Consider the following 13,265-nt stretch of genomic DNA (forward strand, 5'->3'; position numbering starts at 1 on the left):
GAATCTGTGAAAGAACGCGGGCCGGCGATCAGCCGAAGCACTTCCCCTCGCCCCGGTAGGTGGGTGTGGCGGTCGCCCTACCGTCGCCATCGACCAGGTACAGGTCGGAAAAGCGCTCGCACAACTCGCCGGCCTTCGCGTGCCGGAACCAGACGCGGTCGCCCACCGCGAGCGTCGCGGCCGCTGCTCCCGTCACCGGGGTCTGCACTTCGCCCGCGCCCTCGTTGCGGAGCAGCTTCAACCCTGACGGCCACACCGGCGACGGGATCCGGCTCTTGGCGGCCGGACCCGACGCTATGTAGCCACCGCCGAACAAGGTCGTGACCCGCGTGGTCGGCTTACGTACCGCGGGCAGCGCGAAGAACATCGCCGGTCGCGGCGTGAACGAGTGGTAGCGGTCGAACAATGTGGGCACATACAGGCCCGAACCGGCGGTGACCTCGGTGACGGAGGAGTCGGCCGAGCTCAACTCGAGCGAGCCGGTACCGCCGCTGTTGACGATCTCGAGCTTGCCCACCTCTGCGGTGACGGCGTCGACAACAGCGGTTCGGCGCTTGGACAACTCCGCCGCGGACGCCTTCTTGACCATCCGCACCGCGAGACTCGTGTCCTGCAGACCCGCGATCTGGGCCTCGTAGAACATCACGCCGACGACGTCGAATCCTCGGTCGGCCGCGAGCTTGGCGAGCCGGGCGACCTCACCGGGCTCGCGCAACGGCGAGCGTCGCACGCCCAGGTGTGCCGGACCGATCCGCAGAGACGCATCTACGTCGAGGCACACGCGCGGGCGCACACGGTCGGTTCCCATCGCCGCGCGGGCAGCGTCGAGCTGGGCGACATCGTCGACCATCAGCGTGACCCGGTCGAGCAGCGCGGGATCTGCGCCGAGTTCGGCTAGAGCGGCGCGGTCCACGGTGGGATAGCCCATCAAGACATCCTCGGCGCCCTGTTGCGCGAGCCAGATCGCCTCCCGCAGCGAGTAGGACATGATGCCGCGGAAGCCGCCCGACGCGGTGAGTGACGACCCCAACGCCTGTTCGAGGACGGCTCGGCAGCGCACCGACTTGCTGGCCACCCGGACCGGCGTTCCGTTCGCCCGCCGGACCAGATCGGACGCATTCGTGCGCAGCGTCGTCAGGTCCAGGGCGGCCAACGGCGGGTCGAGCTGGGCCGTGGCAGCGGTCAGTCGGTCGATCGTGGCAGTCACATCAGTTCCGTTCGTCAGTCCAAAGTGGCCGGCGTCCGGACTAGTCGATCACTCTCCTGAACGATTGTCCAGGTCCTAATCCGCCTCGACCGCCTTACCCGCGACAATTCGCGCCAGATCGTCCAGCTCAGTGAGGATGGCGTTGCTGTCGCGGTCGACGAGCCAGCGCAGCACGATCCCATCGATGATGGCGAGCGCGAAGCGGGCGATCGCGTCAACCGGCTCGGTCCACGAGCACCCCGTACGGCGAGCACACTCTTCGAGAAACGCGCTGGCCTGTACGTCCATGACCTGGTACTGCTCGTCGGCGACACTTCCGGCGAGGGACGCGCCGGCTGCACGGTGCCGCAGCGCATAGGCGGTGATCTCGTACGTGAGCAACTGACGATCGGCGGTGGCCTCGATTACCTGCCACATCCCGGTAAGACCCGTGTGCAGGACTTCGCGCAGACCTGGCAGCCCGACCGGTTCCTGGGAATCCAGCACCGACGTGAATGCCTCGTGGATACCGCCACTGAGTTGCAACACCAGGCTCTCGGCCATGGCTGCGACCAGGGCTTCCTTGTTCTCGAAGCAGTAATGGACGACGCCGAGAGACACACCCGCTTCCTCGGCGACAGCGCGGATCGTCACCGCAGCGATACCGCCGTGTTCGGCGATGGACAGAGCGGCCTCGACGAGCTGGGCACGGCGTTCTTCCGCGGGGAGCCGATTCAACATCCCCTGATCGTAAGACCAAAGGCCCTATTTGCGTGTCTTATTTGCTTGGACACTCGTCCAAGTGAATAGTTACGGCATGGCACAGCACACGTGGCGAAACTGGGCGGGTACCCACTCGTCGACACCACACCGATTCGAGACGCCCCGATCGGTGGCAGAACTCAGCACGCTCGTCGCGAAGGCGACCGAGCAAGGATTGCACGTCAAGCCCGTGGGGGCGGGCCACTCGTTCACCGGAGTCGCCGTCACCGACGGCGTGTTGGTGAGCCTCGACAACATCGCCGGTATCGAGTCCGTACGCAACACGCCCGAGGGTCCGGTCGCGACCGTGCTCGCGGGTACACGTCTACGGAGCCTGAACGACCAACTCTGGGACCGAGGACTCGCGATGATCAACCTCGGCGACATCGACGTGCAGTCGATCGCCGGGGCGCTGTCGACAGGCACCCACGGGACCGGAGCACGGTTCGGTGGGTTGGCGACGGTGATCCGTGGGCTGCAGATCGTCCTGGCCGACGGTTCGGTCGTCGACTGCTCCGACTCCGAGAACCCCGACCTCTACCAGGCCGCGAAGATCGGCCTCGGCGCAATCGGAATCATCTCCAAGCTCGACCTTGCAGTGCAGCCGGCCTTCACGCTGCGGGCGGTCGAGAGCCCGGCCCGACTCGACGAGACGCTCGAGGGGCTCGAGCAAGACCTCGCGAACGTCGATCACTTCGAGTTCTACTGGTTCCCCCACACCAATCGGGTACTGACGAAGCGCAACACCCGGCTTCCGGGCGATTCGCCGCTGCAACGGGTCAGCCGGGTGCGCGGCTTCATCGACGACGAACTGCTATCGAACACCGTGTTCGACGGAGTCAACCGGGTGAGCGCCGCTTTCCCATCGGTCATTCCGCAGATCAACCAGATTTCGGCCCGTGCGCTCTCGGCCCGCGAGTTCACCGACCGCAGCTATCGCGTGTTCGCCTCGCCGCGCCGGGTTCGCTTCCGGGAGATGGAGTACGCGGTGCCGCAGGAGACGGTCAAGGACACCCTGCGGGAGATCTCGGCCTGGCTCGACCGATCCGACTGCCGGATCGCGTTTCCGGTCGAGGTGCGTTTCGCCCCAGCCGATGATCTGTGGTTGTCGACCGCGACCGGCAGGGACAGCGCCTACATCGCTGTCCACCAGTACTACCGTCGCGACCACCGCGAGTACTTCGACGCTGTCGAAGCGATCGCCCGAGCCGTCGACGGCCGGCCCCACTGGGGCAAGATGCACGGTCGCACCGCCGCCGATCTACGGCCGACGTACGCGCGGTTCGACGACTTTTGCGCCGTCCGCGACAAGTACGACCCGTCACGAGTCTTCGACAACGACTACCTCCGACAGGTTCTCGCCTGATATACGCGGAACCGACCTCATACCGGTCGGCACATCGCCAACGTGCGATGTGCCGACCGGGTCGAATCACCCACGCGACGACGAACTTCCGCTCCTACAGGGGCACCTCTGGACACAGCGCTGGGTGGGGCCGTACCGGTCCCGGTCACCGCGCAGATCGCGCGAACCGGTGTGACCACCGGAGCCGAGGGAATCAGCGCGCGACAGCCACGCACTCGAGCAATTCGACTATCGCAGTTCGTAGTTCGGAACCATCGGTCGGAGCCGAGCGCTCATTGAGCACGGCGTGCTGGAAGATTCCGTCGAACAGCGCATAGATCATCGCGGACGCCATCGTGACCTTCCGGCCGTCGAGTTCCGCGAAGTGTTCCACGACACGGAAGATCATCGCCTCGAGGTTACGATCGAGTTCGGCGACCTTCTGAGCGAGCTCGACATCGAACATCGATTGACTACGCAAGTCGTACCAGAGTCGTTGCACCGGAGCGTCATCGACAAGTGACACGACCATCGCGTCGCAGAACCGTTGGCGGACCTCGTCCGCGGACGTAGCGGCGCCGACGACGCTGTCGTAGCGCGCGATACAGCGGGTCTTGTAGTGCTGGACACAGTAGGTGATCAGTTCCGTCTTGTCCTGAAAATAGTAGTGCAGGACGCCGTGCGTGAACTGGGACTTGTCGGCGATGTCCCGAAGACTGGTACGGGCGTACCCCTGCTCGGCAAGCGTCGCCAGCGCTGCAGCGGCAAGCTGCTCACGGCGATCTTCGAACTTGTCAGCGGGTCGCTTGCGCGTTCGGACAGCCGAACGCCCGAGCGTCTTCGTCATCAACTCCTCCATCTCACGTGCGCCTTCACAGCGCAACGCACTATACGGGAACTTGACTCTACCTGCGCAAACCACGTCCCGCGCGTCAAAGTTTGGACAGTTGTCTAGTGTTTTCTTGACAGTTGCCCAACGACAAGTAGTGTGATGCGCGTCGCAAGGGCGGCGGTCTCCGCCACCTCCTCGGCAAGGGAGCACTGAAGTGGGCACGTTCGACCTCTCAGGCAAGAAGGCACTGGTCACAGGCGGTGCACGAGGTCTAGGCGAAGGCTTCGCCCTCGCCCTCGCCAAGGCAGGTGCCGATGTCGTCATCAGCGACATCCAGGACGATCTGGGCAAGCAGGCCGCCGATCGCCTCGCCGAGACCGGACGCCGAGTCGGCTTCGTCCATCACGACGTCACTGCCGAAGGCGACTGGCGCGCAGCGGTCGCCGCCACCGTCGACTTGCTCGGCGGTCTCGACATCCTGGTGAACAACGCCGGTATCGAGGTCACCGGCCTGCTCTCGTCTTTCGACCCGGACGGCTGGCGACGGATGTTCGACGTCAACGTGATTGGCACCGGTCTGGGTCTCAAGTACGCCTTTGCCGCGATGGCACCGGGCGGCACAGCAGGCCGGGGAGGTGTCGTCATCAATGTGGCCTCCGTCGCCGCGACCATTGCGTTTCCCGGTATCGCCGGCTACTCGGCGTCGAAGTCGGCGGTGGATCGGATCACCCGGGTTGCAGCGCAGGAGTCCGGCAAGCTCGGGTACGGCGTGCGGGTGAACTGCCTCTACCCGGGCCTGGTCGCAACCGACATGGGCAACCAGCTAGCCGGTGACCTGGTCAGCCTGGGACTTGTGAGCGATCTCGGCGAGGCGATCGGTGCCGTTGTCGAACAGACGCCGTCAGGACGCCTCGGTGAGGTTTCCGATATGGCCAGTGCCGTCGTGTTCCTTGCCTCGGACGACGCCCAATTCATCAACGGCGCGGGCATTCCCGTCGACGGCGGTATGGGCATGTAGCTGTGCCGGACGCTGGCACGATGCGCGCCTTCCCTTCCACCCCTTCCCCCTCTCCACTGACAACACACACAGAAGGACATGACATGACCGACACGAAGCCTGTTGTTGTCTATGGTGCCTCCGGGTATACGGGGCGCCTCGCATGTGAATACCTGCGCGAGTACAACGTTCCGTTCATCGCAGCTGGTCGCGACCGCAAACGCATCGAGGAAGGACTCGCGACCGTCCCCGGAGTCGGGACTGTCGAGCATGAGGTGGTCGAGGTCGAGCACAAGGTTGAGGCCCTGACCGAATTGTTCGCCGGGGCAAGTGTGGTCTGCAACTTGGTTGGTCCGTTCATCAAGTACGGCCCGGTGGCCGCCGAGGCCGCTCTCGCCGCCGGCTGTCACTACATGGACACCACCGGCGAGCAGGACTGGGTCATGTATGCGCAGGCCAACTGGGGTGAGCAGTACAAGGAGAAGGGCTTGCTGCTCTCGCCGGGAATCGCTCACATGTACACCACCAGCGAGATCGCGGCGAACATCTGTCTCGAAACCCCCGGGCTCGACTCACTCGACATCGTGTCGATGTTCAACGGCTTCCCGACCTATGCGTCGACGCAGACGATCTTCCACAGTCTCAAATCCGACTGGTACCAGCTGCAGCAGAATCAGTACGTCCAATGGGATCGGACTTCGAAGTTCGAGATAAACGTTCCTGGCCAGCACGATCGCGGCCTGGCCCTGCCGTGGGGCGGGATGTCCCACCCGGTCTGGTTCAAGGACGACCCGCGTGTCGCCAACGTCCGGTCGATTGGCGGGGTTTACGACCGGACCGTGATGGAAGGCGTCATCGAGACGCTGAAGATGATCGAAGAGAAGATCAAGCCGCTGCCAGCCGAACAGCAGGAAGCGGCCCTGTCCGCGATCGCCGGATCCGTACAGGCAGGGATGCCACCGCGAGAGAACCCGCGGATCAACAAGTCGATCGATTCGGTCCACGCCTCCGGCCCGCTCGCGCGGGCGCACTGCATCATTCACGGCAACTGCAACTACAAGCAGACCGGTCTGCTGCAGGCATACGCCGCCTACTCGTTGCTTCAGCAGCCACCACGCCGCGCCGGCTTGGCATCGGCCTGCCAGGCGTTCGGTCACCGTGAACTCCTCGGTGTCCTGCGCAGCTTCGGGCTCGTCCTCAATCCGATCGTCGAAGTTCATTCCTGACGGGCAGCCGATGTCGACTCCCGTGCAATGCCGGAAGTTCAGCACTCGGCATCGCGCACATATCGATTGTCGCCCTTGTGCTCTGAACGCAAGTGAAGTCCGAAAGTCTGTCCTCGCCGCACATGGCGCAAGTCGTACGTGCTTCCTACTGTTCTCCTGTACTCCTGTTGAGCTCGAATCGAAGGTCTCCACTATGAACTGGTCTGCATTGCCGGACGAACGCGCACGGATCGATCGCGAAGGCGCATGTATTGCCGACCAGCGGATCGCTTTGTCCAACGGCGAGTTTGCGGAGCGAGTACGTTCCACCGCAGTACAATTGAGTGATCTCGGGGTGAAGCCAGGATCGGTGGTGGCCGTCCAACTTCAGAATCGAGTCGAGCTGATCGTGGCCCTCTTCGCGGCATGGCGGGTCGGCGCCGCCGCGACCCCGGTCAATCCGAATCTGACCGATTTCGAGACCGCCCACCAACTCAGGGACGCCGGTGCAGCAGTACTGATCGGCGACGATCGGCCGGCGCCAGCTTTCGACGGCGCGTATCTCGACGTGGCGCAGTTGGGCGTGAATGTTGACGCGGACACCGGCGACGACACATACCTTCCGGCGCCCGGAGACCTGGCGCTGCTGATATACACCAGCGGAACGACGGGCTCGCCGAAGGGTGTCATGCTCACCCATGCCAATCTTCAGGTCATGTGTGAGAGCGTGATCGAAGCGCTCGAAATGACCGCGGACGACCATTGCTTGCTGGTGCTGCCGCTGTTTCACGCCAACGCCATCGTGCTGAGCACGCTGACACCGCTACTTGTCGGAGCGCACGCCACCATCGCGGTCAAGTTCACCATCGATACCTTCTTCGAGCTGGTCGAGAAGCATCGCCCCACATACTTCTCCGCGGTTCCAACCATCTACGCAATGCTGGATGCGCTCGGAAAGGAGGTCCAGCCCGACACGTCTTCCATCCGACTGGCCATCGGAGGCGCCGCCCCGATGCCGGCCGAACTCATCGAACGAATCGAGACCCGGTACGGCTTCCCACTCATCGAGGGCTACGGCCTGTCTGAAGGCACCTGCGCATCGACCATCAACCCGCTGCGCGGAGCTCGTAAGCCGGGCACCGTGGGGATTCCACTGCCCGGCCAGCTCATCGAGATCGTCGCGCCCGACGGATCGCTGCGGCCACAGGGAGAGACCGGCGAGGTGGTCATCAGTGGTCCGAATGTGATGGCCGGCTACTTCGGAAAACCCGAGGAAACGGCAAAGACGTTGGCGAACCGGCGCCTCCACACTGGTGACGTCGGGTACCTCGACGAGGACGGGTACCTCGTGTTGGTCGACCGCATCAAGGACATGATCATCCGCGGAGGGGAGAACCTCTACCCCAAGGAGATCGAGACGGCCCTCTACAGCCACGCGGACGTGCTCGAAGCAGCTGTGATCGGGCAACCGGACCCGATCTACGGCGAGGTCCCGGTTGCGTATGTGGCCCTACGACCGGGATCCACGCTCAACACCGACGATCTCTTCGATGTCTGCCGGAAGTCCTTGTCCAAGTTCAAGCTTCCTGTCGAGATCGTTACCCGGGAGAACCTGCCGAAGAACGCCGTCGGCAAGCTCGACAAGCCCGCACTGAGGGCGCAAATGCGGGCGAATGGCCAGGCCGCGAATTCTTGACGCGCGCTTTGACGTCCACACACACCGCAGGAGGAGCTGATGGTTGGTCTGCTTGCTGACAAGGTAGCGATCGTCACGGGGGCCGGTGCCGGAATCGGCGCGGCGATCGCTCGCGCGTACGGCGCAGAGGGAGCGCGAGTCGTCGTCTCCGACATCAACGGTGAGGCGGCGAGGGAGGTGTCCTCGTCCATCGAGGGGTCCATCGCGGTCACAGCCGACGTCGCCGACGAAGAACAGGTAGTAGAACTTGTCCGTCGAACGGTCGCCGAGTTCGGTGGCCTCCACGTGGTGGTTCCGAACGCGGGTATCGCCACGACCAAGCCCTTGCTGGAGACTTCCCTAGAGGACTGGCGAAAGGTGATGTCGGTCAATCTCGACGGGGTGTTCCTGACCATCCGTCATTGCCTACCGGCGATGCTCGACTCCGGGGGCGGGTCGATCGTGAACATCTCCTCGATCGCGTCCACCACCGGTTCGGCCCTCATAGGCAGCTATTCCGCAGCGAAGGCCGCGGTGCGGAACCTGACGGAGACGCTCTCGGCCGAACTCCGGTTCCAAAACATCCGCGCCAATGCGCTTCTGCCCGGATTCATCGCTACCGACCTGGTCAAGTCGCACCAGCCGGACCTCGAGCGGGCACTCGGTCTCGAAGCCGGAGGATTCGACAATCTGATCGCGGCCAAACAGACGCGCTACGGCCGAACCGAAGAGGTGGCTGCGGCGGCGGTGTTCTTCGCGAGTGACCAGTCGTCCTGGTGCAACGGCAGTAGCCTGATCCTCGACGGCGGCTTCAAAGCTTCCCTGCTCTGATGCTCTCCCCAGCCGTATACGTTGTACCGCCCGGCGGCCTCGACCACCTCGTCACCCGGGACGTGGCCACACCCGAGCCGCAACCGGGCGAAGTCACGATCGAGGTGCATGCGAACTCACTGAACCACCACGACGTTCTCGTCGCGAGCGGCGCGATCGAGACCGGTGAACCACGAATCCTGCTCTCCGACGCGGCGGGTGAGGTTGTCGCGGTGGGCGAGGGAGAGTCGCGTTTCGGCCTGGGCGACCGGGTGATGACGACCTACCTGCCGCACTGGCACCGCGGGCGACCCACCTTCGATGGATTTGCGAACTCGCCGGGCGACGGCGTCGACGGATACGCCCGCCGGTTTGTCACGATCCAAGCCGCCGCGCTGACCGCGATCCCGTGGAACTACTCGTACGCCGAGGCCGCGACCCTGCCGACGGCGGGGCTTTCCGCCTGGCGGGCGCTGTTCTCGTCGTCGCCGCTCGAACCGGGACAGACCGTGCTCGTTCCCGGTTCGAGCACGGTGTCACTGTTCGCGATTCAACTTGCCAAGGCGGTCGGGGCCCGGGTGATCGGCACGTCCTCGTCGACAGAGAAGATGTCGAGGCTTCTCGATCTGGGTGTCGACGCCGCGGTCAACTATCGCGACAACCCGCAGTGGGGGCGAGAAGCTTTCGATCTGGCCGGTCACGGGGTCGATCATGTGCTCGACATCGGAGGGCCGGCCACGTTGGATCAGTCCCTCGCCGCGGTGAAGGTCGGCGGCCGGATCAGCGCGCTGGGCATCATGGCGGGTGCGTCGTCGACGGTCGATTTCACGCCGCTGCTGACCAAGCAGATCACGATCGAGGGTCTGCTGGTCGGAAGCAGGGAACACCAGGAGGAGATGGTCGCTGGGCTCGAGGGCCTCGCGGTCCATCCCGTCATCGACTCCACGTACCCCCTCGAAAGCCTGAGCGACGCGCTCCGCCACCAGGGGTCGGGCCGGCATTTCGGCAAGATCGTGGTCACGTCGTAGCGATCGCGATTCGCCTGCGACACAACGGGTGCCGCACAGCCCGGGGTGGGATACCAGTCAGCCCTGTGCCCGGTCGTGAGACGGCCGTCAGGACCGGAGCAGCTCCGCCTTGCGGCCTGGGGATGCGAATGAAGCCTCGATCGAGTTGCGGGCGAGCAGATTCTCCTCGTCCTCGGTCAGCCCCAGCCGGTCGCGCAGCTGCGCGAAGTTCGCGCCGATGTCGCCACCGAAGTAGGCGGGGTCGTCGGAGTTCACGGTTACCCGTAGACCGGCCTGCAGCATGGTCCGCAGCGGATGGTCCTCGAGGGAATCCACCACCCGCAGGCATACATTCGAAAGTGGACACACCGTCAACGGGATCTCTTCGTCCACCAGTCGCTGGACCAGCGCCGGGTCCTCGAGGCAGCGGACACCATGGTCGATCCGTTCTGCACCGAGCAGATCCAGTGCCTGCCAGATGTACTCGGGTGGCCCCTCCTCACCGGCGTGTGCAACGACGTGCAGGCCTTCCGCCCGGGCACGGGCGAAGACGTCCTCGAACAGAGTCGGCGGGTATCCGACCTCCGCGGAATCGAGCCCGACGCCGATGATCGGCGCCCGCAACCGTAGTAGCTCCGCCAGCACCTCCTCTGCGTCGTGCACCGGCTCGTCCCGCAGGAACGCCGCGATCAGTCCGCTGCTCACGCCGAACTCCCGCTCACTTGCGGCGAGCGCGTCGAAGATTCCGTCAAGCACCACCTGCAACGGCACACCACGCGAGATGTGCGCCTGCGGATCGAAGAAGATCTCCGCGTGGCGTACCCCCGCTGCGGCGGCACGCTGCAGGTAGTCGCGTGTGAGGTCGGCGAAATCCTCGGCCGTACGTAGCACAGCCATGTTCGCGAAGTACAGATCGAGGAACGACTGCAGGTCGGCGAACTCGTAGCGGGCTTCCAGGTCCGCGAGCCCGCTGTACGGAAGGTGCATTCGATTGCGCTCGGCCAGCGCGAAGATCAACTCCGGCCCGAGCGCACCCTCGATGTGCATGTGCAGTTCCGCATATGGCGTCGCGGCCATGCCGGTCAGCGCCCCTTCCAGATCGGTGCCCGCTTCTCGGCGAAGGCGGTGGCACCCTCACGTGCATCCTCGGAGACGAACACGGGGGCGATGGTCTCGAGCTGGCGTGCGAAAGCTTCATCGGAGGACCAGTCCCCGGACCGGATGATCACTTCCTTCGTCTTGGCCACCGCAAGCGGGCCGTTGGCGGTGACACGTTCGGCGAGTGCGAACGCTCCCTCGAGCGCGGCGCCCGGCTGGGTCAACGTGTTGACGAGCCCGTATGCGGCGGCCTCCTCCGCCGTGAACGAATCACCGGTAAGCGCATACTCCATCGCCTTCTGGTACGGGATTCGCTGGGGCAGGCGCAGCAGCCCGCCCGCGCCGGCGACCAGGCCTCGCTTGACCTCGGGGATCCCGAACTTCGCCTCGCGTGACGCGACTACCAGGTCCGTGGCGAGCACGAGTTCGGTGCCCCCGGCCAGCGCGTACCCCTCCACCGCAGCTATGAGGGGCTTGCGCGGCAGCGCCTCGGTGAATCCCAGTCCCCTACCCGGCGCCACGATGTTCTCGCCGGCCACGAACGCCTTGAGATCCATACCCGCACAGAAGTTTCCGCCGGCACCGGTGAGGATTCCGAGTGAGAGCCCATCGTCGCTGTCCAACTCATCGACAGCCGCCGCCAGTCCGCGGCTCACGGCACCGTTGATCGCGTTACGTGCATCCGGGCGGTTGATCGTGATCAGCAAGACACGGTCGCGGCGCTCGACCAGAACCTCATCCGACATCGGCACATCCCTTCGTCGTGGAACGATCCTCGAACCACGCACGCACCGAGCGCCGGTCGATTCGTCCCATGGAACTACGTGGTAGTACATCGATTTTCGCGCACAGCCGTCGCGGAAGCCGGTGGCCGAGAACCGCGTCGAGGAACTCACGGACAGCGTCGAGTTCGAGGTCCGCACCTGCCTTCGGGACCACGATGACGGCGAGGTCCCGCCCGCCAGCCGTCATCACGTCGACCGCAACAGCCTCGTCCACACCGGGGCACTCGAGCAGCGAGTCTTCGACCTCCCTGCTGTAGACCACGCCGCGAGACACCTCGATCGCGTCCGTTACGCGCCCTACGATTCGGAACCCACCGCCATGCCCGATCCGCGCGACGTCGCCGGTGCGCAGCCACCCACGCGCTGTCGTCCGCGCGGTGCCCTCGGGGTTACCCCAGTACCCCCGCATCACGCTCGGCCCGCGGCACCACAACTCTCCGACACTGGCATCGTCTGCAGATCCCTTGACTGCGAACTCCATTCCACTATGAGGCAGTTCGGTCCGCCTGGTGACCGCGGTCATCGGCAGGATCATCCCGGCACCACCGGTTTCCGTCATTCCCCAGCCCGAGACGATCTGCGCTGCCGGAAAGCGATCGCACAACTGCTCCATCAGCGCAGGCGACACGATCTCGTCGTCGAGCGTGAGAACCCGCAATGATCCGAATGCAGCACCCGAGGTGCGCAGGGCCTGCCGACACAGATAGGTGGGAGCCGAAAGGCGTTCGATCCCTTCGACGTCGAAGGCGTGGCGCAGACTGTGGGCATCGAACTCGGGCGCCAGGACCACGGTGCCACCAGAGGCCAGGGTGGGCAGAAGTTGAGACACGCACACCGTGGCGGAACTGAGCGGCAGTGCCACGGCGTGCCACATGCCGTCCGGGGCAACACTCTCCGGCCCACCCCAGGATCGGATCACCGCCTCGATTGTGGAGAGCACGTTCTCGTGGCTCAGCTCGACCCCTTTGGGCTGGCCCGTGGTGCCGCTGGTGTAGAACAGCAGCGCCGAATCGCCCAGCGCCGCACCGTCGTCGATGAAGGGTGTTCCGGTCGGCAGTTCCGAGTCGAGGACGAGGAGGCTTCCGCTGTCCGCGAGAATGCGACGTAACTGCGCGTCTGTGAGGCCAGGATGCACGGGCACCGGCACGCCGCCGGCGAGCAGCACGCCGAGGAAGGCCTGCACCCACCGAACCCCATTCGGCATCCTGATCGCGACCCGATCGCCGATACCGACTCCCCGCTCGAGCATCCCACCCGCGATCCGGGACGCCGAGGTCCACAGTTGCGCGTAGGTCAGCCGCGGACCCCCACCGGCCTCGACGACGGCCTCGCGCCCCGCGTACCGGTGCGCGGCAACGTCGAGTAGTTCGGTCAAGCACGATGTGAGGCCGGTGAAGTGCAGCAAACCATCGGCGCAGCGCACCATCCGGTCATCATGCAACCGACCGGTCTCGACGGGATACGCGAGCAGCGACGCCACAGCCACCTCCACGAGTCGGGTTGGCCACGACTATATGACCCCGGTCACAGATGTGTCGGACGAACCGCACGGTCGGCGTGACG

The 13,265-nt window shown here is 65.0% G+C and carries 12 protein-coding genes; 6 read left to right on the plus strand and 6 right to left on the minus strand.

The features are described from left to right. Positions 1-28: 28 nt before the first annotated feature. Both EGT50_RS08275 and EGT50_RS08280 read right to left on the minus strand, forming a co-directional pair. On the minus strand, positions 29-1,207 hold the full coding sequence (locus EGT50_RS08275) for an amino acid deaminase/aldolase (protein WP_127952808.1): 1,179 nt from the start codon (positions 1,205-1,207) through the stop codon (positions 29-31). Positions 1,208-1,282: 75 nt separating this feature from the next. Further along, the gene (locus EGT50_RS08280; protein WP_127952811.1) at positions 1,283-1,927 is read right to left on the minus strand and encodes a TetR/AcrR family transcriptional regulator; all 645 of its coding nucleotides are present in this window, start codon (positions 1,925-1,927) and stop codon (positions 1,283-1,285) included. Positions 1,928-2,003: 76 nt separating this feature from the next. On the opposite strand from EGT50_RS08280, the gene EGT50_RS08285 reads away from it, so the two are divergent. Next, positions 2,004-3,314, plus strand: coding sequence for a D-arabinono-1,4-lactone oxidase (locus EGT50_RS08285; protein WP_127952815.1), 1,311 nt, complete (start codon positions 2,004-2,006; stop codon positions 3,312-3,314). A 193-nt stretch (positions 3,315-3,507) separates the two neighbouring features. Here the strand turns inward: EGT50_RS08285 and EGT50_RS08290 are convergent, their stop codons facing one another. Continuing rightward, positions 3,508-4,140 (minus strand): TetR/AcrR family transcriptional regulator, encoded by a 633-nt coding sequence (locus tag EGT50_RS08290; protein ID WP_206615782.1) that lies wholly within the window; start codon positions 4,138-4,140, stop codon positions 3,508-3,510. Positions 4,141-4,339: 199 nt separating this feature from the next. Between EGT50_RS08290 and EGT50_RS08295 the strand changes: the two genes are divergently transcribed. From EGT50_RS08295 to EGT50_RS08315, 5 genes are all read left to right on the plus strand, one after another. Further along, the gene (locus EGT50_RS08295) at positions 4,340-5,143 is read left to right on the plus strand and encodes an SDR family NAD(P)-dependent oxidoreductase (RefSeq protein ID WP_127952822.1); all 804 of its coding nucleotides are present in this window, start codon (positions 4,340-4,342) and stop codon (positions 5,141-5,143) included. Between the two features lie 83 nt (positions 5,144-5,226). Then, positions 5,227-6,348, plus strand: a complete 1,122-nt coding sequence (locus EGT50_RS08300; RefSeq protein WP_127952824.1) for a DUF5938 domain-containing protein — start codon at positions 5,227-5,229, stop codon at positions 6,346-6,348. A gap of 193 nt (positions 6,349-6,541) precedes the next feature. Further along, complete coding sequence (locus tag EGT50_RS08305) at positions 6,542-8,023, plus strand: class I adenylate-forming enzyme family protein (RefSeq protein ID WP_127952827.1); 1,482 nt, start codon at positions 6,542-6,544, stop codon at positions 8,021-8,023. A 39-nt stretch (positions 8,024-8,062) separates the two neighbouring features. Next, positions 8,063-8,833: a glucose 1-dehydrogenase gene (locus tag EGT50_RS08310; protein WP_127952829.1), complete on the plus strand. Its 771-nt coding sequence runs from the start codon at positions 8,063-8,065 to the stop codon at positions 8,831-8,833. Beyond that, positions 8,833-9,840 (plus strand): zinc-dependent alcohol dehydrogenase family protein, encoded by a 1,008-nt coding sequence (locus tag EGT50_RS08315; RefSeq protein ID WP_127952833.1) that lies wholly within the window; start codon positions 8,833-8,835, stop codon positions 9,838-9,840. Before EGT50_RS08310 ends, EGT50_RS08315 begins: the two co-directional genes overlap by 1 nt. Before the next feature lie 87 nt (positions 9,841-9,927). Here EGT50_RS08315 and EGT50_RS08320 read toward each other — a convergent pair whose 3' ends face one another. The 3 genes from EGT50_RS08320 to EGT50_RS08330 are packed head-to-tail and all read right to left on the minus strand — an operon-like array spanning position 9,928 to position 13,188. Further along, the gene (locus EGT50_RS08320) at positions 9,928-10,896 is read right to left on the minus strand and encodes an adenosine deaminase (protein WP_127952836.1); all 969 of its coding nucleotides are present in this window, start codon (positions 10,894-10,896) and stop codon (positions 9,928-9,930) included. A gap of 5 nt (positions 10,897-10,901) precedes the next feature. After that, positions 10,902-11,663, minus strand: a complete 762-nt coding sequence (locus tag EGT50_RS08325) for a crotonase/enoyl-CoA hydratase family protein (protein ID WP_127952839.1) — start codon at positions 11,661-11,663, stop codon at positions 10,902-10,904. Further along, positions 11,653-13,188, minus strand: coding sequence for a class I adenylate-forming enzyme family protein (locus EGT50_RS08330; RefSeq protein WP_235870650.1), 1,536 nt, complete (start codon positions 13,186-13,188; stop codon positions 11,653-11,655). Before EGT50_RS08330 ends, EGT50_RS08325 begins: the two co-directional genes overlap by 11 nt. Positions 13,189-13,265 lie beyond the last annotated feature (77 nt).

Origin of the sequence: Rhodococcus xishaensis (assembly GCF_004011825.1) — a bacterium.
Lineage (GTDB): Bacteria > Actinomycetota > Actinomycetes > Mycobacteriales > Mycobacteriaceae > Prescottella > Prescottella xishaensis.